Raw genomic sequence first — 23,389 nt, 5'->3', positions numbered from 1 at the left:
GCAAGGGCAATAGTACTTATTCTACTTTGTCATGAGCTTGGAAAACGGGCAAATGCCAATGCCATTTCATGGCGCCAAGACGAAAAATAAGCGTAATGGCAAAACCGGTACTTAAGCACAAAACCGGGCTCAAATTTAATGACATCGCACCCATGTAGCAGGCGCCGCCAAGAATGCAGGCAGTGGCGTATAATTCGCCTTTTAGCACCAGAGGGATTTCACGACAAATAACATCACGAATTAAACCACCGAATACTCCGGTCATGGTACCCAGCGCAATGGCAATAAGCGGCGATGCGCCGTAAGTCAGCGCTTTTTGCAAACCCATCACGTTAAAAAAAGCTAAACCAATAGCATCGGCAAATAACAGATAGCCTAAGGGGAAGGTATTTTTAGTACGTAACCAAATAATGGTAATCAGGGCTGCCGCGAGTATGGCGTAAAAGAAACTGGGATCTTGAACCCAGAACACCGGTAAATCGAGTATCATGTCGCGCAATGTGCCACCACCAATGGCCGTTACAGATGCAAGAACAACAACTCCAAAACCATCCATATTCTTTTTATAGGCCATCAATGTGCCTGATACAGCAAAAACGGCAACGCCGACTAAGTCTACCCAATGTAACCACGTGATCATATTAACCCCACCTCTTTGCGGCGCTCATCATACGCGCTTAGATTAATGTGTGGCAAGTCACGGGTATAATTGGCCATTTTGAATATATACTCCTTCAAAAAAGCATATAACAGAGCTTGCTTGCTAGTTTAGGTTCGTGTTACCAATACATGCAGTGACGATTTATTATTTTTAAAGCCCTATACCCAGCTCTCAGGAGTGCGATCTTGTGCCCAACTTATTCATAACAGCGTGGCTGAGAATAGTAGTTGTGATTATTTCATTGCGGGGATAGTGCTGACATAAAGGTTAGCTAACTAGACCCCCGCACCACCGTCCGGGGGTTTTTTATTGGTGGGCATTATCCGCACCACCAATAAAAATTCTAAAGGTTTTTAGGCAGATATTACTGCTTCCATTACAGATTATAAAAGGTGTCAAACATGCCAAAGTTACGTTCAGCAACCTCCACCCAAGGCAGAAATATGGCTGGTGCCAGAGCCTTATGGCGCGCCACGGGTATGACTGATAAAGATTTCACTAAACCGATTATTGCGGTGTCTAATTCTTTTACTCAGTTTGTGCCGGGCCATGTTCACTTAAAAGATATGGGACAATTGGTTGCGCGCAGTATTGAGGCGGCGGGCGGTGTGGCAAAAGAATTTAACACCATCGCTGTAGATGACGGTATTGCCATGGGCCACAGCGGTATGTTGTACAGTTTGCCTTCTCGCGAAATTATTGCCGATGCCGTGGAGTATATGGTTAACGCTCATTGCGCTGATGCCATCGTATGTATCTCGAACTGTGACAAGATTACTCCGGGGATGTTGATGGCCTCAATGCGCCTGAACGTGCCAGTAATATTTGTATCAGGTGGTCCAATGGAAGCGGGTAAAACCAAGCTATCTGACAAAATTATCAAACTTGATCTGGTTGATGCCATGGTAGCGGGTGTTGATAGTAATGTATCAGATGAAGAAAGTGGTGAGGTAGAGCGTTCAGCTTGTCCTACTTGTGGCTCATGTTCTGGTATGTTTACCGCCAATTCCATGAACTGTTTAACCGAAGCTTTAGGTTTGTCTTTGCCCGGCAATGGTTCAATGTTAGCCACCCATGCCGACCGCGAAAGTTTGTTTATTAAAGCAGGTCAACAAATTGTTGAGCTGTGTAAACGTTATTATGAACAGGATGATGAAAGCGTATTACCTCGCAACATCGCTAATTTTAAAGCCTTTGAAAACGCGATGACACTCGATATTGCCATGGGCGGCTCAACCAATACCATTTTACACTTGTTAGCTGCTGCGATTGAAGGTGAAGTGCCCTTTACCCTTGAAGATATCGACCGTTTATCGCGCAAAGTACCACACCTATGTAAGGTTGCGCCTTCTACACCACTTTATCATATGGAAGACGTACACCGTGCGGGTGGCGTGTTGGGTATATTAAATGAGTTGAACAAAGCGGGTTTATTGCATGGCGACAGCATGCATGTACTGGGTAAAACCATGGGCGAAGTGATCAGTGAATGGGATATAACTAATCCGGCCAATGAGCACGCCTTAACTTTTTACCGAGCGGGCCCTGCTGGCATTCGCACTACCAAAGCCTTTAGCCAAGATTGCCGTTACCCGACTGCCGATACAGACCGCGAAAATGGCTGTATTCGCGACCGAGCACATGCCTTCAGCGAAGAAGGTGGTTTGGCTGTTTTATTTGGTAATATTGCTGAAGACGGCTGTATTGTTAAAACGGCAGGCGTGGATGAGTCAATCCACAAGTTTACCGGGCGTGCGCGTATATATGAAAGTCAAGATGAGGCCGTTAGCGCTATTTTAGGTGATCAGGTGGTAGCAGGTGACGTGGTCGTTATTCGTTACGAAGGTCCTAAAGGCGGCCCTGGTATGCAAGAAATGCTGTACCCAACAACCTATCTTAAAGCCAAAGGCTTGGGCAAGAAGTGTGCGCTGATCACCGACGGGCGTTTTTCGGGTGGTACCTCAGGTTTGTCTATTGGACATTGTTCACCAGAAGCCGCAAGTGGTGGTGGCATCGGCTTAATAGAAGAAGGTGATAATATTATCATTGATATTCCTGCTCGTTTTATCGGCGTGGATATTTCAGATGAGGTATTGCAACAACGCCGTGAAAAAATGAATGCCAGCGACAAACCATGGAAGCCTCTTAATCGTGAGCGCAAGGTCAGCTTAGCCCTGAAAGCTTATGCCTTATTGGCCACTAGCGCTGATAAAGGCGCAGTGCGTAATGCTGCGATGTTGGAAGATTAAATGAGTCTGTCAGCCAACGATTATTTAAAACGCATCTTATTGGCACCCGTTTATGATGTGGCAGTCAAAAGTGATTTGGTCAAACTTGATAAGTTGTCGGCTACTTTAGGCAATGAAATTTGGTTAAAGCGTGAAGATCAACAACCCGTTAAGTCATTTAAATTACGCGGTGCCTACAACAAGTTAGCCAGCTTATCTGATGAGCAGTTGCAGGCTGGCGTGGTGGCTGCCTCTGCCGGTAACCACGCGCAAGGAGTGGCTTACTCGGCACAACGGAAAAAAATACAAGCGCATATTGTGATGCCAGAAACCACGCCTGACATCAAGGTAGATGCAGTGCGTAGTTTCGGCGGTGAGTATGCCAATGTGATTTTGCATGGCACCAGCTTTGACCAAGCCAAAGATGAAGCCCTACGCTTATCGCAAGTCCATGGGTATACCATGGTGGCCCCCTTTGATGATGAAGATGTTATCACTGGGCAAGGCACCATTGGTCGTGAACTCCTCGAGCAAAACCCTCATATCGATACCCTATTTATCGCGGTAGGTGGTGGTGGTTTGGCAGCGGGTATCTCGGTATTTTTGAAGCAACTTAAGCCCGATCTAAAAATTATTGCCGTAGAATCAGACGAATCCGCTTGTTTGCAAGCCGCTATCAAAGCGGGTAAGCCTGTGCCATTGCCCTCTGTAGGCATCTTTGCAGATGGCGTGGCAGTAAAAACCATCGGAACTGAGCCTTTTCGTTTATGCCAACAATACATCGATGAGGTGATCACGGTTTCTACTGATGAAATTTGTGCGGCAATTAAAGATATTTTTGATGACACCCGCGTGATAGCTGAACCTGCAGGCGCATTGTCGATTGCTGGTATTCGTAAATATTTACAGCAAAATCCGATGCAAGGGCATACCTTCGGCGGTATTTTGTGTGGCGCTAATATTAACTTTCATACCTTGCGTTATGTGTCTGAACGCTGCGAGTTAGGCGAGCAAAAAGAAGCGGTATTTGCGGTTAAAATTCCAGAGCGTGCTGGTGCGTTCAAGCAGTTTTGTGAGTTATTAGGTGGTCGTATCATTACCGAATTTAATTACCGCTATGCTACCGAGGGCGAGGCCCATATCTTTGTGGGTATTAAGTTGCGTGGTGGTAGGGCAGAGTTCAAAGAATTAAGCACGACATTGGCTCAGCATGACTACCAATGTTTTGATCTGAGTGAAAACGAGATGGCTAAGTTGCACGTGCGTTATATGGTGGGTGGTCGCCCAGCACATTTGCAAAACGAACATATTTTTTCATTTGAATTTCCAGAATACCCCGGCGCCCTGATGAAGTTTTTAAATACCTTGGGTGAAACGTGGAACATTACCTTGTTTCATTATCGCAATCATGGCGCAGCCGCGGGCTTAGTGTTGTGTGGTTTTGAAATTCCACCTGAGCAACGTACTGATTTTGATCAACACTTAGCCGCGCTAAATTATCAACACGAAGAGCAAACCCATAATCCGGCCTATCGTTTCTTTTTATCTGATTTGAAAGGTGTGTTTTAGTTAAGTGTCATCCGGAGTTGTCTGTGCAAACTATTATAGATGATATCGCTGCGCAGATGGCTTTGGTGCCTAACAAGGGCACTGTCGCATCCTATATTCCGCAGCTTGCAAGTGTTAACCCAGACCAGTTCGCCATTAGTATCGCCCTGACAAATGGCGAGGTTTACCACGCGGGCTGCGCACACACCCTATTCTCCATACAAAGTGTTTCTAAAGTTTTTACTCTTACCTTAGCACTAGGCAAACTAGGGGAGCGGGTTTGGCAACGCGTTGGTCGTGAACCCTCAGGTGACCCGTTTAATTCCATTGTGCAACTGGAACACGAGCACGGTAAACCCCGAAACCCTTTCATTAACGCTGGCGCCATCGCGATTGCTGATGCCATTATGCAGGGCCATCAACCCAAAGAAACCTTGGCTGAAATTATACAATTTGTGCGTTTTTTAGCGAATGATGACAGCATTGCCATTGATGAAAAAGTGGCGCGCTCAGAGTTAGAAACCGGTGACCGAAACGCCTCTTTAGCACATTTTATGGCGTCTTTCGGTCATTTTAAAAACCCAGTTGATGCGGTGCTCGGCACGTACTTTCATCATTGCTCTATCGCCATGAATACTCAGCAACTTGCCACAGCGGGTTTGTTTTTGGCTAATAACGGCATCAATCCACATACGGGTTATGCCGTTGTGTCACCAAATCGTGCGAAGCGCATCAACTCATTGATGTTGATGTGCGGTCATTATGATGGTTCGGGTGAGTTTGCATTTAGAGTGGGTTTACCGGGTAAAAGTGGCGTGGGCGGTGGTATATTGGTTATTGCACCGGGTAAAGCATCAATAGCGGTGTGGTCGCCTGGACTTGATGCAATTGGCAACAGTAAGTTAGGCACTCATGCCCTTGAGATATTGGCGCAAAAGACCGGATGGTCAATCTTCGGTGAGTAGTTACTCGATTAGCTGGATGGCCTAATTAGTGTTGGTTTGTCTAAAGTAATCGAGTAATTCTAAGGCAAAGTTTTTATGTTCAACAAAGTGATTAATATTTGCATCTTGGTGCATGAATTCTGAGAAGCCTTGCACCTCGGGCATAGGCACATCATCGAGTAATTTAAATCCCATTTGCCAATCAGCAAAGCAGCGTTTGCTGATTGGTCGATACGCTAACTGATACACTTGGTCATGGCGTTGGTCTTGTTTGATTTTGTCGAACAATAGATTAATCGCTTTTTCAGGGCCTTCTATGGCTTGAATAAAATTGCCTTTATTGTTGTATAGCAGCAAACCAGAAATATCGTTTATGTAATTATTTTTTCGCGCGATTTTGAGGATTTCAATAAGATCTTGGTGAGTAAAGTCGACACTGGCGACACTGACATACACTAATTCAACTAATGGTGGTGTTGTTTCGAGCTTATTCATAACATATCACCTAATTCAGTGTGTAGCTTAGGTAAAAGTGGCGTTGCTGCTTCTGGCATCATTGGCTTGTGTAAGAAAAACCCCTGGCCGATGTTACATTTATGAGCCGTCACATAGTCCAACATAAACTGGTCTTCAATTCCTTCTGCAATAACACTTAATCCCAAATTATGACCAATATCAATAATGGTTTTAGCGATAGTTGATGATTGCGCATTGGACTGAATGTCTTGTAAAAACGCCTTGTCGACTTTTAAATAATGCAGCGGTAAAAACTGTAAGTAGCTAAAGGAAGAGTAACCCTTACCAAAGTCATCTAAAGCGAAGGTAATGCCAAGCTTATTTAACATCAGCATCGTCTCTTTAATACTGTCTTTGTCTTCCATAAAAATAGACTCGGTCAACTCAATAATGAGCTGGCTACCCTCAATATTAAAACGTTCTAGGCTGTCGATAAGATGCTTAATGAGTATTTCGCTTTGAAACTCTAAGCTGCTTAAATTTATCGACACTGTCGTCTTACAAATATCCAATTGATTCCATTTAGCAATTTGCTGACAAGTTTTTGTAATCACCATTTGGCCGATGTCAGTAATTAAGCCCGTCTGCTCTGCTATCGCAATAAAAACATCAGGAGATACTCGGTCGCCATTTGGCCGTTGCCATCTGCACAGGGCCTCAAGACTACTTATTTGCATACTCGCTAAATCTACCTTGGGTTGGTATTCCAAGTGCAGTTCGCCGTTGCTGACAGCCTTGCGTAAGGCTTGTTCGATGGCTAGCTGTTGCAGTGCATTACTTTCAACTTCGTGGCTGTAAAAATGCAGGCCATTTTTTCCGGCTGCTTTTGATTGGTACATGGCTAAGTCAGCCTTTCGAATCAGGGCCGATGCGTTATCGTCATCGCTTGGGTAGACGGCGATACCAATACTGGCAGTGACGTAGTGCTGGCGTGTAGCAATATCAAAAGGCATTTTTAACAAGGCTAGGATATCTTGACAGATGGAGGTCACGGCGTTTTCGGACTGGATGTTTTCGAGTAAAATAACAAACTCGTCGCCGCCCTGGCGCGAAAGTGTATCTTGCTCTCTTAGTCTCGTTTGCAGTCGCCGCACAACTTCTTGCAACAATTTATCGCCTGCTTCATGACCTTCGCTATCGTTAACCTTTTTAAAATTGTCGAGATCAAGAAACAATATCGCTAATTTATTTTTCTCTCTTTTAGCAATCGCGAGGGAATGTTTAATCCGATCAAGTAGTAGGGCACGATTAGGTAAGCCAGTTAAGCTGTCGTGATAAGCTTGATACTGGATGGTGGCTTCGTGTTGTTTTTGCAGCGTAACGTCGTGAAAGCACCATACACGGCCAGTGAGTTTCCCTTCTTGAATTTGGGGTAAAGAGCGAAAACTAAAATATCGAGTATCACGCATTGCTAGGGTGCCCGATAAATCTTTTAACGGGTCTTCTTTGAGTTCTTCTACCAGCAATAAGAGCTGATCTCTGTCTTGCAAATAATCTAAAAAGGCTTTCCAGGTGGTGACTTCTGTCAAATTAATGTCGTTAAAAAAGGCCTTACCCATACTGTTAAACGAAATCAACTCTCCTTCTAAATCATACACTAAGACTATTTCGCCAGTTGAATCAAAGGTGGCTTGCAATAAACCGAGTGAGTGTTTGAGTTGAGCTTGCACGTGTTCCATGGACGCAAGTTGGTTTTTTAGGGTTTCATTGCGTTCATTTAGCTCATTTGAGGTCAAAAATAATGAGCGCTCAAGCATTTTGAGGGTTTGTTCGTTTTGACTATAGGCATCGGATATGGATTGCAACAAAACATTATTTTCTGTTTCAAATGCCTCATCTTTTAGTGTGCGCTTAAGTTGTCGCTGTAACAATTTATGCATAGGTTAGTTTTCTGAAAAAAGCGTGATAGTCATGGTCTGATTGTGCAAACCACAGCGGCCAATCGCCTTAATAGGCGATATTTCTCCGTAAGAATAAAACCCGCTAAAAGCGCAATTTGAAGGAAAGGTGTCTTCAATAATCTCCAACTCCTCTTCCACTCGCTGGCCCAGAACCAATCGTCGTCCAACGCAGCTAATGAGGATGGCGAGTTCTGGTTTAATTTGTTCGTTTGACGATAACGCTTGCTTGGCGGCCATTTGAGCGCCATCGATTAAGTCTTCATAATTAGATTGCATTAATTGACAGCTTGAGCCCTCTGGCATATTGCCAGCAAAAACCATGCTTTTGCTTTCTTCGTCGATCGATAGAATAGTGCGAACAAGTTGCTCTGACTCTCCCTCTAATTGCAGTGCTAAAGGATAAAGTAAGGCTGAGGCGGGTAAACCGTCAGCAAATTCACCTAAAAAGTTTTTGTATAAATCTAAAGCGGGTTGATTGTCTATCTCCAACAGTACATTGGCTTGTGACTTCGTTATGATGCGTTTAGGACCGAAGGGATGCCAGCCACCTAAGTTGCCATGCCCTATGTTTAGGTTGTCACCGTAGAACCCAGCCACCACAACTAAACCGTTTTCAACTCTATCGTTATGCCACACGGTAGTTTGTTCAAATTTGTCACCGTCACCAGCTAATCCGCCTGTTGCGGTAACGCCTTCAGGTAAATGACGCTGCAAACCATCGACTAATTCGCTACCATTAACTAACTGACCATCACTAACAATAAAAACATGCTTTAGCCCGTCATCGGGTAATTGGCAGAGTAAGTGGCTAATAAGGTCATCGGAATTTTTGTAGTTCCCAATCGCGTCACTAACCACGTGTATGTTTGAACTAGAAAATTCCACTGCGGTTAAGCAAATGCTGTTGTCAAAAATAAGGTTGCCTTGGATTTCTCCACTTGTTGTACAGCCAATAATTTGCGCCTGAGGGAAAGCGCTTTTTAACTCTTGGCGAAAGTCATCAGATGACATGGCATTATGATCACCGAAAGCCAGCAACCACTGGGCTTTAGCGCTTTGTGGCAAGGGTGAATGCCAGTGTTGATTTTGATATACAGATTGAAAAATTTTCAAGCAAGCTCACCTCATTTAGTTAGTATCTCACGTTATTTTGCCAAGAATAACAAACTCCAGATCTAGGCTTTTTATCTTGTACCTAACCGGTCAATACTCACTTTTAAAGCGCTAAGTACTGCTTAATAGTAGCTAAACTACCTCGTTAGTCTATCTAAATATTGCTAATAATTGAGTGGGAGTCTTGAGCTTTTAATTCGTCAATCTGGGCTATTAATAATGAAACTGCAGCAAACAAGATTAGCACGTTTCGAGTCGCTTAGATTTGTAAACGTTATCCAAGCAAGGCTATTTTTTATACCAACTTGGATGATGAGGTGAGGCCAGTAGAGTCGACAATTGATATTGCTTGGCTTGTTCACGCGTTAATTGATGTGCCCAATTCACCCGACCTTTGGGGTTTGCGCCTGGGCCATGATTATTAAATTCTGCGTAGTAGCTATTACGATGAGCGGCTTGATTGCTCCAATCATCCCACCCTTTAGGCGTGATATGCGAACCAAAATCAGAGTTTATGAATACTGTTTTAGCAAAGGTGCGCCAAGGGCGACCTAAATACACCTCGTTTACCCCCTCTTTAGCGGTTAAACGACAGTTTAAAAACACCAAACCGATGTCATTATGCGCCACCGTCGAGGCCGCAGTAATAAAAGAATTACTCAGAGATTTTATTTCGCAGTGATCAAATACTGCTGTGGCGTTGCCAAAAATAAAATCAGTGGTGCCTTCAATATAACAATCCTTAAAGTACTGACGAGTGTTTTCACCGCTGACATACACCGTATCTTGATGGCCTAATAAACGCGTTTGGTAAAAACTTGCGCGGTCTGCAGTAACAGCAAGAGCGATAGCCTGTCCTACCGGACCGGCCGTATTGCGTATCGTGAGGTTGCGGGCATGAAAGTCATTGCCGTCTACCTGTAAGGTTGCCGTATGGAAGGTACTGTTGCGGCCTTTAGCGATTTTATTAAAGTGATCATCAAAACTGATGATGGTATTTTCGGCGCTTTCGCCAATCAGGTTTACACGAGGATTCCATTCATAGACATGCACTTTTTCTTGGTAGAGGCCGTTTTTAATATTAATGGTGATGGGTTTATCAGGAAACGTTTTGCTAGCATCAATTGCAGCTTGAATAGACCTGAAATCACCGCTGCCATCTTGTGCAACAGTCATATGATAGCGAATGTTTTCTGCACTAATTGAAAATGAAAATACATAGACACTGAGAAAAATAGCAAGGGTGTGGCGCATACTCAAACCGACTGAATAAAACCCTAAGGCTAGCATTGGTGATACTTAACCACCAAGGCCGTTAGCGGTTTAGTTCAAATAGCAAGCATTGCCGCCTAAACATTACTTAACTGGCTGATACGGTTTGGATGATCTTAAGTAAGGTAAATTCAGCTGGTTTGCGCATAGAGATGCCAAGTTCAACGATTAAGTGACCTTTTTGAATATCGGTGTAGGTCATGGTCTGATTGATGCCTACTCTAACAAAATAAGCGTCGTCAGGCTTGGCGCCTGCTAAAGCACCTGTCCGCCAAAGTTGCATGAGGTAGTTGTCTATCATGGTACGAGCAGTAGTCCATAGGTTGTGATCATTAGGCTCTTGTGCCAGGCCTTTTAAAGCCTCTTCAATAGATTTTTCGATCATATTCATGGTGCGCCTGATATTGATATAGCGCCATTCATTGTCATTACCTGCAAGGGTTCTCGCCCCCCAAATCAGCACACCCTGACCGATAAAGTAGCGGATAGCATTCACTGACTTACCCGACGGCGTGACTGTCATGTCTTGTTGAAGTTGATTATTCACCAACTGGCATGGACTAATAACTGAGGTTAGCGAAATATTGGCCGGAGCTTTCCATACCCCTGTGCTTAAGTCAGTGAAGACATAAGCCCCACACACCGCGCCACTTGGCGGCAAAAGGCTCAGTTTTTCAGCCATAGTGGTGAATAACGCCTGATAAAATGGGCTAGCACTAAGTAGCATTTGATGTGCTTTTTGAGTTTGAGCGCTCTGTTTTTGTTTGTGAGGGTCAAGGCCGTTTTCTGGCAACATATCAATTATCCCTTGGACGTATTGCCGCATGATGTGCTGTTTTTTGTCTCGTTGTGAATACTGTATATTTAGCTCCGCAAATAACAATGTTTTTAGCTTGGCTATAGCTTTAATAGCAGTGAAATGAAGGTCGTTGGCGCCAACTATGCTGGTATTTATCCAAGGATAATAGGCGGCTGCATAACTGAGATTTTGGCTGCCTATGTTGTGGCAAAACGAATCGATACAGTCGTTTTGATTGGCTCGATTTGATGCTAAATAGCCTTGATAAATATCTACGATAGCAAAGCGTTTAGCAGATTTTTGAGAGCAATGGCTGAGCAGGGCGTGTTGCACTGCCGTGCAGTCATTTTGATTATCTAAGGCTACCGCGTCAGGTATTAACACAATCGATGCTGGTATATCGTGAGTGATAGCCTTTAATCCATTTAGCAGCGAGTTTGGGCTTATGTTTGCACCATAGTGACCTACAGAAACCACGTAACATGTGCTACCACCATTGTTAAAAAATAAGACGATGCTGCGATACAGTAAAAAATTTTGACTGCATTGATTCAGGCTGTAACCCTTATTTGCTAGGGTTAGATCAGGAACCTGAGCCCCTTGCGTGGTATCGATGTCAAATTGGTGGAGGGCATCACCCCCAAAAAAGCGTTCGAATTCAGGCAGTGAGTTGATTTTAGTGGGTACGTTCAGTAGAGAAAGGCCGTTTAATTTCTGTCGCTCTGTATAACCAATAAAGATCGCAATATGACTTGAAGCTGAAACGATGTGTGGCGGCAGACGAGGGGTTTCGTTGATGAAAACCCCAGGCGTTAAATATTCTGGCATTGTCCTATCCTTTTGAGCTGAATGAGCAGCTGAACGTGTAAATTTTCGTTTGCGAAAACCACCATAAATCCGTGTATATAGCCTAGTTCATAGTCAATTAAGTGCCATACAAAGCCATTTTTTTTGACATTTTTAAGGTTGTTAAATTTATTTTCATTTTTTTGCATCCAGTCACCTACCTGAGTCGTTTGGCTTTTTGAAAGGCAGCGTTAGTGCAGTTCGTCTGCTGGTACTACTCACTTAATTTGTAATTGGAGAGGAATAATGAAAACAACTAAAAATCAAGGGTCTATGCCCCTTACAGCAACATTTTTAAGGACTTTGTTAGGTGTGTCGATTGCATTTGCACTAACGGCTTGTAACGGTGACGATGGCGATATGGGGGCACCCGGCATGAACGGTCAAGATGGGATGAATGGCCAAGATGGCGCAAATGGCAGCCCGTCTTTTTCGCCAGCAACCTTCTTTATATCGAATAATGGGGCAGACAATGCTGGAACAGTCAGTGTCGTGGACCAAAACGCAGGCCTGTTAAAAACCCTAAGCTCTGCAAACAACGAAGGTATCGACTTAGATCCTTTATCTAATTTGGTTCACGCAGGGGATAGCAGTTTAGGCAGTGTGAGAACCCTATGTCATGTAGCCAGTCGTAGTGATGGTGCAATGTATCAAGCCAATACTGATCGCGATATTACTGGGGCAGCGACAGGCCTGACTAACCCCAAAGGTATTGAGGTTGTGCAAGGTGCTGGACTGATTTTGATTGCTGATTTTAATGGTATGCGTATCAGTGTATTTGGCTCGGCCGCCGCAGGTAATGTTGCCCCACTTGCTGAAACGATGACAACGGCGAAACCATGGGATTTAAGTTATGACGAAATTAATGACCGTCTATTTGTTGCTCTTACTGACGGTACGGTAGCGGTTTACGACGACTATGTTGCTGGTGGTTTTATGGCGATGCCTGCACGGGTCATCACTCCGAGTGATGAAACGCAAATGGCAATGTCTGTAAATATTCACGGTATTGTTTATGACCGCTCAAGGGATAAATTAGTGTTGAGTGATGTGGGTGATGCGGCGTCAGCCAGCGATGGAGCTATTTATGTCATCGGTAACGCCTCTAGTGTTGACGGTAATGTCACGGTAGAACGCTCAATTTCTGGCGCTTCAACCCTATTAGGTAACCCAGTCGATATCGTCTTGTCTGGCAGTGATTTACGAGTTGCTGAAAAATCAAACGATGCTATTTTAGTCTTTTCAAACATATTTTCTGGACCAAGCGGTGATGTGGCTCCTTCTCTCGTGACTCCTGCCACTAAGCCAGAGTCTCTGGTAGAAATGTCTGCTTCAATGACCTATTCAGATGTATCAGATATCTGGGAAGCAAACACCACATTGCGAGGTGTTGCCGTGAGCAGCAACCCAAGTTCAGCTAGTGCCACTACGGGTATGGTAGGACGTTTTAGCTCAGCGCTAAATGCGCAGCTCACTCGTTTTGACCATGGCATTAGCATTGAAAGCGTGACCTTCGATTTAGCAGGTGACAGCTACACTACCTTTGACGATACAACTACAGCAATGGGCGGCATCGCTATTGCGAACCGAGTCGCAACCCTTAGAGATGATGAAAGCTACACCCCTTCTCGTGACCGCATGATTGCAGGTGCTAGCACGGGTTTAATCGCACCAAAAGGATTAGATGTGTCTTCCGAAAAAGGCCTGATTTTTGTAGCTGAGAATAATGCTACCTCACCAGGGATCTTAATCTTTTCAAGTTGTGCTGCTGGCGACATAAGCCCACTACTAAGCTTGGTTCCATCAGGTTCTGCCCGCCCTTGGGATGTGGATTATGATACCTTGACTGACAAAGCGTTTGTCGCTCTAACCAATGGCACAGTGGCGGTATTCGACCAAGTGAGCGCTAAAATTGCTGCAGGTACCACCACTATTAGCGGTGAAGATCGCTTAATTACACCAGCCGTATCAGGAGTCGCGATAGCGGCACCGACTAATATTCATGGTATTGATTATGATCCTGCGAGTGATTCATTGATTTTATCGGATGTAGGCAGTGCAGCAGATGCCACTGACGGCAAGCTGTACGTATTACCTGCGGCGAAAGCGGCCTCTGGTTTAACCGATGTTGCAGTGAATATTGCCGGTGCTAATTCGATGTTGGGTAATCCAGTGGATATTATGTTTGATGGTAAAAACCTATTCGTAGCAGAGAAATCAAATGGATTAGTCATGCGTTTCGACAACATCTTAGTTAGTGCAGGTGGTGATGTCAGTCCAGACGTAAGTATTGCCTACCCAGCGCCGGAGTCAGTTGCCATTATTCCGACTTACCTCTATCGCACTGAATAAGCGGTTTACGCAATCATTTTCGTAAATGGGCAGCATTAGCTGCCCGTTTTTTTGTCTGTTGTTAGGGTAAGCAACCGCTAAAATTCAGCTGCCACATTAAATGACATGGTTTTGTTGCTCAGGGGATGATTCAGGGTTAACTGCTCTGCATGTAAGTGTAGGCGATTAGCTAAAGTCCCATAAAGATCATCGCCTACAATAGGCATATTAAGACCTAAGGGATGAGCGCAATGTACCCGCAATTGATGCGTGCGTCCGGTATGTGGTTTTAAGCGGACTTTGGTTTGTTGCCTAACGTGATCTCGGCTAAGCACTTGCCACTCGGTCAAAGCCGGTTTGCCGTACTCCTGACAAACGAGCTGGCGCGGCCTGTCATATAAGTCGCCTCTTAGGGGCAGTTCAATCACGCCATCATCCTGTTGCACTATTCCTGTAACCAAGGCGATGTAGGATTTTTCAATTGTGCGCTGAATAAATTGCCGTTGTAACGATTTGTGTGCTTGTGGGTTAAGGGCAATGACCATTAAACCAGAAGTTGACATATCTAATCGGTGCACAATCAATGACCCCGTTGCCTGCGGATATTGGGTTTTCATGCGGGCATAGACTGAGTCATGCACGTCTTTGCCGGGTACCGATAAAAACTCAGCGGGTTTATTGATGATCACCATGTCTTCATCTTGGTAGATCAGGTCAAGGTGTTTTCCTTCGCCTTGATTTACTAACATGGGATTGGGGTCGAGTGCCATGCCCTCTAACATATGGGCTAGTATGGGCTGGCACTTGCCTAAACAAGCGGGATAATGATGTTTATGCTGCCTGATTTCAGACTTAGGTGAGGCGCCCCACCAAAATTCCGCCAACGCCAAAGGCTGCATTTGGTGTTTAAAGGCATATTGCAATAACTTAGGTGCAGCGCACTCACCTGCTCCGGCTGGCGGCGTGCGCAAAGCGGTTTGACTAAAAATTTCTTGCAAACTAAGGCTCTTACCTTGCGCATTTAAAAATTGATATTGTGCAAATATTTGTTGTTGCAGCGCCGCCGACGCTTGTTTACGCTGGTTTTTAAGATCAACGAGGGGTAAGTGTAACTCATCATATTTAGCTTGGGCGTGAGCCAGTTTTCCGTCCCATTCTAAGGTCACGGCTTTAAGCTGTAGTTTATCGCTGATGCTTTGCTGATTAAGCTGGTGCTGGAGTGCTGCAAAGGCCTCGCTCGATAGCGCATTTTGTCCTGCCATACGCTGCGCTTTGCGCATTTGGCGCTGAACTATCATATCTGCTCGCTGCGTGGCGATGTGCTCATCTCGAGCCGCTTTAGCCGCGGCCAACCGGTGTTTTAATAAGATTAAATCTGAATTATTTTCATGGGCGTGTATCTGTTCATTGAGCTGATTGATATGCACTTGCTGGGTAAGAAAAAAATTATCTTGTACCAACAAATCAAATACCGGAGGTACAAAGCCATCAATGTGATTTTGTTCGGCTAATTTCCCAGAGAATGCTGCTAAGTATCCCAATTCCCCTTGCTGATTGTTAACCAATAACACACCAAACATTTTGCCGATGATGTTATTCGGATCGTCAGTTAATCCAAAGTTATGTTGCCAGGTTTGCGGTGCGCTGAGTCGTTGTTGCAGCTCATCAGCGGCGATAATACACAGCGGATGGGGTTGATAATAAAATGGAAACGTAAAACGCTCCGGCAAAGCGATGCCATCGATAGCCTGACTAAATTTAATAAAACAGGTGGGTTCAAGCGACATAACAAATTAGGCCTGAAAGTCGGTCATACACAGATGATGTTCAATACTGGGTATTGCATCTTCTTGATGATGATTAACGTACAGTAATGTCGTGTTGCCTTCGCGGGCGAGTAAGTCAATCAAGGCTAATACTTTTATGCGATTAATATCATCTAAGCCATTGCAGGGTTCATCTAAGATCAGCAACGCGGGGTGTTTTACCATCGCGCGGGCGATTAAAGCCATGCGTTGATCACCAAAAGACAGTTGCAAAAAGGGGGTGTTTTCAAGATGAGTGAGCGACATCAAGGCTAACCATTGCTGTGCCAGCGCTTTTTGTTTGGGACTTGGGGTTTGGTATAACCCGATGCTGTCGTAGAAGCCAGACAAAATGACCTGTAACAGCGAGCAATTAACCCGATAGTCTAAATGCAAGGCATTCGACATGTAGCCAATGTATTGTTTAATCTGCCAAATACTCTCGCCACTACCACGTTTAAAACCAAATACGTGAATGTCATTTACGTAACATTGGGGATGGTCGCCGGTAATTAAATTCAGTAAACAGGTTTTGCCTGAACCATTGGGGCCAGTGATCTGCCAATGTTGGTTTGGTCTAATGGTCCAGTTCAGTCCTTGAAAAACGATGTGATCGCCATAACTGACTTTGACCTGAGTCAGTTTGACTAAGGGCGCAGAAGCATCAAGTGGGTGCGGGGCAAAACGCTCTTCATCGCGTGAGGGTAAGCTCAAATCACTTTGCTGCATGTGCCGCACTTGTTCAATATGGCGAATGGTTTCGCTTAAGCTACTATTACTCGATGATTGCCACTGGATCTCACCTGCCTGCATTAATACCACTTGTTGGCAGTACCTTGGTACTTCGCTTAGTCGATTTAATACAAAGACCAAGGTGGTGTGCTCGGCCAGGGTATTAAACAAGACTGATAATTCATGGCAGGCTTGCTGATCTAAACCGTCCCACGGCTCATCGAGTATCAACAACTGCGCTTTACTGAGTATGGCTTTGGCCAGCAGCAACTTACGGGTTTCTCCGGTCGAAAGCGCGCGAAATGGTCTTTTCAGCATGGTATTGAGTGAAAACAGTGAGAGTACATGTTCAAGCAAAGCGGGATCTTGATAAGGCAAATCAAGGCCTTCAAATAAGATTTCTTCTACTGAGCTGGGGATGGGGATGATATCGAGTATATCGCTGCAGTCTTTTTGGCGCTCAGCCGCGATCAAGGCCTGTTGTTGCTCAACCGACACCCACGCATGAGGTGCGTTCACTGCTCGTTCGCCACTGACATATTCGCCCTGCCCAGCAAGACATGCCGCTAAGGCTGATTTGCCGCTGCCATTGGCACCTAAGATAACCGTATGTTGTAAGGCCTTAATCGTGAGGTACTTGATGTGTAATGAGAAATGTTCAGCAAAGATGCATTGGTATTGTGCGAGAGTAACAAGAGACATAGGACGAAAAAAGACTGACGGATTTGTTGACGATTCTAGCAGAATTACAGATGAAATGATTTTATCAAAACGCTAAATAGTCATTTAATTTCTGTAGCAACTTGCCGCGTACTCGAGCCTCGATTAAGGTGGCAGGTATGACAGCCTGACACGAATTTACTATGCAAGCCGAACAACATTCGCACTTACAACACGATCACACATTTGAGCAAGATAAAAAACGCGCTGGTGAAAATCGCTCCATTTTGGTCATTGCGATTACCGTGGTAATGATGTTGGTAGAAATTATCGGCGGCATTGTATTTGGCTCTATGGCCTTGCTGGCAGATGGTTTGCATATGGGCTCACATGCGGTAGCCCTAACTATTACGGTATTTGCTTATATTTATGCGCGGCGCAATGCTAAAAATCGAAAATTTAGTTTTGGCACAGGCAAAGTGAATGCCTTGGGTGGTTATTCAGGGGCGATTTTACTTGGTTTGTTTGCGGTGTTTATGGCGGTTGAGAGTGTGCATCGTTTACTCAACCCGGTAGAGATTGTGTTTAATCAAGCCATATTGGTGGCCATTGCCGGTTTAGTGGTTAACGGTATTTGCGTATTTATATTGGGCGGCGATGAACATGATCATCACCACGGTCACTCTCACTCTGATGACCATGGGGAACATCACAGGCATGGCCATGCTCATAAACCAACTTCAGTGGCACACTCCCATGATCACAATCTTAAATCTGCTTACCTGCATGTGATAGCCGATGCGCTGACCTCGGTGTTAGCGATTGTGGCACTGCTTGCTGCTAAATACTTTGGTTGGGTATGGATGGACCCTATTATGGGGATAGTGGGTGGTTTGCTGGTAGCGCGTTGGTCAATTGGTTTATTAAAAGAAACCAGTAATGTACTCCTAGATCATCAAGCGGCCACACCGCTTACGCAGCAAGTGACATCTTTTATAGAAGAAGACGGCGACAGCCAGATCACCGACTTACATGTTTGGTCTATCGGCCCCAATATTTATTCTGCGGCGATATCGGTGGTGACTCATCAACTGAAAACCGCTACCGAATACAAGTCGCAATTACCTGATGATCTGGGGCTGGTGCATGTAACGATTGAAGTTCAGCACTGCACGCAAGCCCATTGATATGCATTATATTTGTTGAATACGCTGCGCAATTTCAGGTGAAATTAAACTGATCACGTCTAATCGCAAGGCCTCGCTAACATCACAATGTTGCAATTGGCCTTCTTCGTTGCTTTGTACAAGGTGATTTTCTTTTAAGGCATTGATAAAGGTGCCCAGTACATTTTTATCAAAAAACTCCGGTGAGCTAATGCCATGTAACGAGGATAAACGCTGAGCAAATTGCTGGCTGCGTTTTTCTAACACGGCGCGGCTCATCGAACCCTCACGCTCAAGCAAGGTGAGTACCACGGCGTAACGATGTAAGGTTTCTTGAATACTGCGATTGAGTAACCACGCTGAATAATAGGCCTTACTACTTGGTGCTGGTGGAGTCAGTTGGTCATCCAGGTTGCTGAGCAAGCCCATATCTAACATGCTTTCAATAAGTGAATCTGAATAGTCGATGGCGTGTTCAAGAGACATATAAATAAATAATTCGCGTTGCAACAATGGGTAGAGCTTAGCAATGAGCTGCTTTATATCGCTGCGGCTGATACTGTGGCGTGCAAAAATTATGGCGGTGATTAAGCCCGGCATCGCGAATAAATGCAGAATGTTGTTGCGATAATACGTCAGCGGTACTGCGTTTTTATCCCTTAGGCTAATGATGCGCCCAAAGGTATCTTCACTGACTTCAAATTTTTTCAGCTTCAGGGTGTTTTCCAACAGCTGTTTGGCACTGATATCTGGAATGGTAGACACCTCGCTGTAGGGCGACTTCGCCAACAGAGTAAGTAGATGTTCGATGGCAAGCAGTAACTCATCCTCTGTCATGGCGTGTTTTTTGGCAGACAATAAACAAATTGCACACAATGACATGCCGCTAATGGCTGCAGCTTGGTTGATGCGCTCCATCACATTATTTGCCAAATCGTTTACCACCGGAGTCAACCACTGCGGTTTTTTATCGGGCTCAGCTTGTTGCAGTTCTCGCCAGTTGGTCACGTTTTTATCTAAGTAATTGCTGAGGTTAATTGGGTCGCCAAAGTTGAGATAACCGTAGCCATAGTTTTTTAATTTACGGATAGCAGAAAATATGTGAAAGATAGACTCTTTCTTTTTGGCAGAGCCCGTGAGCTCTTGCAAATAGCTTGAGACTTCCATGACATGTTCGTAACCAATGTACACAGGTACGATACTAACGGGTCGATTAATCCCTTTTATGAGCCCTTGTAAGGTCATGGCGAGCATACCTGTTTTAGGTGGCAATAAACGCCCGGTGCGACTGCGCCCGCCTTCGGGATAATACTTAACCGAATAGCCTTTGTTAAATAGCAACTCAAGGTATTCGCGAAATACCGCAGTGTACAATTTGTTGCCAGCAAAACTGCGGCGCAAAAAAAACGCCCCGGCTTTACGCAGTACTCCGCCTATTGGCCAGAAGTTAAGGTTAATGCCTGCTGCAATATGTGGGGTAACAAGGCCTTCGTGATAGATGACATAGGTCAGCAACAAATAATCCATATGACTACGATGGCAAGGCACATAGATAATCTCGTGGCCATTTTGCGCTAAGGTACGTACTTTTTGTGCGTGTTGTACTTCTATGCCGTTATAAATTTTATTCCAAATTTTTGTCAGTACTCGATCGCCTAAGCGAATTAAGCCTTCTCGGTAATCACCGGCTATCTCATCGATATATTTTTTTGCTTGGGTCTGCGCGCTTTGATAAGTGATATTTTTACTGGTGGCTTCATCATTAATGGCCGAACGCACTGACTGCGAACCGAGTACGGTGTTGTACAGTTCTTGTTTTTCAAGCAAATAAGGACCGGTAATGCCTTGGCGCCTGCGATGAAAGTGCGTACCAGCCAAGCGAATAAGCTTGTGGGCGAGTTCGGCATCTGTGCCCGGTAAATCGGCCATCGATCGGGATGAAACGGCTTTGCTATAACAAACAAAGTTGTCTCGGCCTAAAAACAACACAATAAAAAATTTGCGTAACCAACTGGGCGATACTTGATTAGCAATAACGTCTGACCAACCTGAAAACTTTTTACCTGGTGCTCTACCCCAAAAGATTGAAACAGGTACGATTTGGATATCAAGGGCGGGATCGAGGCGATGAAGTTGAAATAAATGGGTAAATTGTTGAGCAATATCGGTGTTTTTTACTTTTCGCGTTAATACTGATTTTGGTTCGAGTAAAAATAAACAGGATCGATGCTGCTCACCTGCGATGGCGATACGGCTATTGGGCTTGGGCAAATTAAGCGATTCAGCCGACATACTCAGGGCAATTTGATCGGTAGCTGAGTGGCTGCGTAATAAATAAAGAATAGGCTTGGTCGGATCAATACCAAGCTCTTGGGCTAAATCCGAGGGGATAGTGTTGGCTTTAACCAGCCATTTTACCGGTATTGAAATCAGAACCAGCAACAAGTTATGCAGCCATGCCATTCAAACCAATCCTTAATGTATATGTGAAAAAAGACGGAGAATATTACCATGCTACATTATTTATTGCGTGGTTCTACTGATGCATTCGATTGCAAACGCTCAAAGCCTGAGCAAATCAAGCGGCCAAGCCATCGCTTACAATGGGTTTGTACTCACTTTTTCATCAAAAGGCACTGCCGGTAGTTGTTCGCTATTGTACAAAGCCGCATCCGGATTATCACCCCACGCATAGCGAACTCTTACCGGCTGTTTGATATTAGGGCTTGAAAGACGAATTTTATCATTAATCAAAGCAGCGTTGGCCCATTCAAAGTGGCCGTCTGCACCAGCAATCGCAAAGCTGTGGTCATCAGTGCTTTTAAGAACTAAACCATCAGCAATATGTTTAAAGCCTAGCAGTAAATCATTATTTTGGACCTGTATTGATGCGACTTCAGGTCCTTGGTAAACCACGTCTTCGCCTAAAGCCAATGCTCGTGCTGCCAACGCTAGGCGCTTACCTACGGTCTTTTTATTGGTTGGGTGAATGTCGTTCCACTCGCCAATATCAATGGTGACTGCCATCGCGGTGTTGGGTTCGCTGAGGGTTTGGCTTTGGGCTTGGCGTAATTGTGCCCAAGCACTGTCAATTGGTTTCGCTTGTTTCTCCATAAAATTGGCTAGCTGAGCAAAAATAAAGGGAAAGTCACCTTGGCCCCACTTTGTGCGCCAATCTTGAATCATGGTGCTGAATTTTGTGTGGTAATCATGCCACTGCCCTACGTTAGACTCACCCTGAAACCAAATGACGCCTTTAATGGGCAAATGGGTAAGGGGTGCGGTTAGGCCGTTATACAAACCCATGGGCTTCCAACGAATAAACGTACCACCTGCTAAAGGTGGCATTACAGCAGCGGTTTTTACCTTCCAGTCGCCCGCGATATCAATATGCTGTTGGTCTGTACCCAACCAATAAGGTTTATCAGCGACAAATTCGCTGCGCCCGCTGTTAGCAATTACACGCACAGCAAGGGTGTTTTGACCCTCTTTAAGTAAGTCTTTTGGAATTGAATAACGCCGAGGTGGATATTGATAGGTAGTGTTACCCACCTTGATGCCATTGATGTAGGCTTCATCTGCATCAACGATTCGACCTAAACGTAAGGTATTGGCGTTGGCGACTTGCTCGGCAGTGAGTGTGATGGTTTTGCGAAACCACCAAACACCGTTGAAGTTCTCTCCTTCTGTCAGCAGTCTTTTACCTGGAATGGTGAATTTATCCCACTCACTGTCGTCAAGTTCAGGACTATACCAAGGAGTGCTTGCCACTAAGCCTTGGTCTTTTTTATTCAATTCAGTGTACCAACGTCCATCCTTGGCCTTATCGGCGGCGGTAATTGTGGCAATTAGCTCATCGTCTCGAAAGCGTATGCCTTCGGCAAGTGATTCGGGGAATTTTTGTAAGGCTTCTTCACTCATCCATGCTTCCACCGGTGAGCCGCCCAATGCATTGTTTAATATACCAATGGCAACGCCATTATGTTTGTACAGCGCTTTAGCGAAATACAGGGCAACAGCAGATACGTCGCTGATATTGTCTTGTGTAACAGGCGCCCAAGAGCCTGAAGCAAAGTCTTCTTGCGGCGTTTTAAAATTATATATTTGCGGTATTTTAAACTGGCGTATTAAGGGGTAGTCAGCGTCGGCAATATCCGCAGGGTAATCTTCTGCGACCCGTCTCATGGGTAATTCCATATTGGATTGGCCCGAGGCCAGCCAAACATCACCGAAATACACGTCTTTGATGGTGAGGCGATTATTCGCGATGATGTCGAGTTGATAAGGGCCACTGGCAGCTTGGGCTGGTAAACTGATTTGCCACTTCCCCTTATTACCTATGGAATTTCCAATAGGTTTTCCGTTTAGTTTAACTAAAACAGACTCGCCATCATCAGCATAACCCCAAATAGGAATAGTGATATCGCGTTGCAACACCATATGATCGCTAATGAGTTTGGGTACGCTAACATCAGCAACGGCGCACTGACTAACAATAATACACAGAACAAGTAGTGGTCTTAGCATGTGACTCTCACTCGATTATTTTTAAGCAGTCTATCACTGTCTATCGGAGGCTGAGCCAGACTGATAATAATGATTAGTGTTTTGGAAGATTTCGTAAATGGTCGGTGGATTATTTTTGATAAAAATTATCAGGTCAAAATCAGTGCTCACAGCCTTTTGCAATAATCAAATAATGACCTAAGTTCAGCGTTTGATTTGAAGACTATGTTGAAACTTTTTTTGCCCGTTTAAGGTTTGGCTTTTCCTTTGTGTTAAGTGTCTCGGTGTTTAGAGTGTGGATAGATATATCTTTACTGTGTATGGCGTGATACTCGCTTTTGTAGTCATCTCGTCTTACAAG

The 23,389-nt window shown here is 44.6% G+C and carries 16 protein-coding genes; 5 read left to right on the top strand and 11 right to left on the bottom strand.

Annotated elements, in window-relative coordinates:
* Positions 1 to 16 precede the first annotated feature (16 nt).
* Entirely contained in the window at positions 17 to 640 is a 624-nt protein-coding gene (locus ACEN2L_RS07585; RefSeq protein WP_441742972.1) for a trimeric intracellular cation channel family protein, read from the bottom strand.
* 422 nt (positions 641 to 1,062) lie between these two features.
* Between ACEN2L_RS07585 and ilvD the strand changes: the two genes are divergently transcribed.
* From ilvD to ACEN2L_RS07570, 3 genes are read left to right on the top strand one after another with little or no spacing between them, the layout of a single operon-like run.
* Positions 1,063 to 2,910, top strand: coding sequence for a dihydroxy-acid dehydratase (ilvD, locus tag ACEN2L_RS07580; protein WP_441742970.1), 1,848 nt, complete (start codon positions 1,063 to 1,065; stop codon positions 2,908 to 2,910).
* Complete coding sequence (gene ilvA / locus ACEN2L_RS07575) at positions 2,911 to 4,458, top strand: threonine ammonia-lyase, biosynthetic (RefSeq protein WP_306021969.1); 1,548 nt, start codon at positions 2,911 to 2,913, stop codon at positions 4,456 to 4,458.
* A 23-nt stretch (positions 4,459 to 4,481) separates the two neighbouring features.
* On the top strand, positions 4,482 to 5,402 hold the full coding sequence (locus ACEN2L_RS07570) for a glutaminase (protein ID WP_441742968.1): 921 nt from the start codon (positions 4,482 to 4,484) through the stop codon (positions 5,400 to 5,402).
* Between the two features lie 21 nt (positions 5,403 to 5,423).
* On the opposite strand, the gene ACEN2L_RS07565 is transcribed toward ACEN2L_RS07570, so the two are convergent.
* The 6 genes from ACEN2L_RS07565 to ACEN2L_RS07540 form a co-directional block, all read right to left on the bottom strand.
* Entirely contained in the window at positions 5,424 to 5,876 is a 453-nt protein-coding gene (locus ACEN2L_RS07565) for a BLUF domain-containing protein (RefSeq protein WP_441742967.1), read from the bottom strand.
* A complete protein-coding gene (locus ACEN2L_RS07560; RefSeq protein WP_441742965.1) occupies positions 5,873 to 7,777 on the bottom strand; it encodes a putative bifunctional diguanylate cyclase/phosphodiesterase in 1,905 nt (634 codons plus the stop codon). Before ACEN2L_RS07560 ends, ACEN2L_RS07565 begins: the two co-directional genes overlap by 4 nt.
* Before the next feature lie 3 nt (positions 7,778 to 7,780).
* On the bottom strand, positions 7,781 to 8,911 hold the full coding sequence (locus tag ACEN2L_RS07555) for an FIST signal transduction protein (protein WP_441742963.1): 1,131 nt from the start codon (positions 8,909 to 8,911) through the stop codon (positions 7,781 to 7,783).
* A gap of 288 nt (positions 8,912 to 9,199) precedes the next feature.
* Entirely contained in the window at positions 9,200 to 10,201 is a 1,002-nt protein-coding gene (locus tag ACEN2L_RS07550) for a pectinesterase family protein (protein WP_441742961.1), read from the bottom strand.
* Between the two features lie 70 nt (positions 10,202 to 10,271).
* Positions 10,272 to 11,810, bottom strand: a complete 1,539-nt coding sequence (locus ACEN2L_RS07545) for a phage tail sheath family protein (protein ID WP_441742959.1) — start codon at positions 11,808 to 11,810, stop codon at positions 10,272 to 10,274.
* Entirely contained in the window at positions 11,795 to 11,977 is a 183-nt protein-coding gene (locus ACEN2L_RS07540) for a hypothetical protein (RefSeq protein WP_441742957.1), read from the bottom strand. Before ACEN2L_RS07540 ends, ACEN2L_RS07545 begins: the two co-directional genes overlap by 16 nt.
* A gap of 97 nt (positions 11,978 to 12,074) precedes the next feature.
* On the opposite strand from ACEN2L_RS07540, the gene ACEN2L_RS07535 reads away from it, so the two are divergent.
* Positions 12,075 to 14,180: a hypothetical protein gene (locus ACEN2L_RS07535; protein WP_441742955.1), complete on the top strand. Its 2,106-nt coding sequence runs from the start codon at positions 12,075 to 12,077 to the stop codon at positions 14,178 to 14,180.
* 77 nt (positions 14,181 to 14,257) lie between these two features.
* On the opposite strand, the gene ACEN2L_RS07530 is transcribed toward ACEN2L_RS07535, so the two are convergent.
* Both ACEN2L_RS07530 and modF read right to left on the bottom strand, forming a co-directional pair.
* Entirely contained in the window at positions 14,258 to 15,946 is a 1,689-nt protein-coding gene (locus ACEN2L_RS07530) for an RluA family pseudouridine synthase (RefSeq protein WP_441742953.1), read from the bottom strand.
* Positions 15,947 to 15,952: 6 nt separating this feature from the next.
* Positions 15,953 to 17,398, bottom strand: a complete 1,446-nt coding sequence (gene modF, locus ACEN2L_RS07525; RefSeq protein WP_441742952.1) for a molybdate ABC transporter ATP-binding protein ModF — start codon at positions 17,396 to 17,398, stop codon at positions 15,953 to 15,955.
* A gap of 161 nt (positions 17,399 to 17,559) precedes the next feature.
* On the opposite strand from modF, the gene dmeF reads away from it, so the two are divergent.
* Complete coding sequence (gene dmeF, locus ACEN2L_RS07520) at positions 17,560 to 18,543, top strand: CDF family Co(II)/Ni(II) efflux transporter DmeF (protein WP_441742950.1); 984 nt, start codon at positions 17,560 to 17,562, stop codon at positions 18,541 to 18,543.
* Between the two features lie 6 nt (positions 18,544 to 18,549).
* On the opposite strand, the gene plsB is transcribed toward dmeF, so the two are convergent.
* Positions 18,550 to 20,985 carry a glycerol-3-phosphate 1-O-acyltransferase PlsB gene (plsB, locus tag ACEN2L_RS07515; protein ID WP_441742948.1) on the bottom strand — a complete coding sequence of 812 codons (2,436 nt, stop codon included), beginning with the start codon at positions 20,983 to 20,985 and terminating at the stop codon, positions 18,550 to 18,552.
* Between the two features lie 135 nt (positions 20,986 to 21,120).
* On the bottom strand, positions 21,121 to 23,049 hold the full coding sequence (locus tag ACEN2L_RS07510; RefSeq protein WP_441742946.1) for a sialate O-acetylesterase: 1,929 nt from the start codon (positions 23,047 to 23,049) through the stop codon (positions 21,121 to 21,123).
* Between the last annotated feature and the right edge of the window lie 340 nt (positions 23,050 to 23,389).

The organism is Flavobacterium sp. W21_SRS_FM6 (assembly GCF_052119645.1).
Classification (GTDB): domain Bacteria; phylum Pseudomonadota; class Gammaproteobacteria; order Enterobacterales; family Alteromonadaceae; genus Paraglaciecola.
This window is presented reverse-complemented; position numbering and strand designations above follow the sequence as displayed.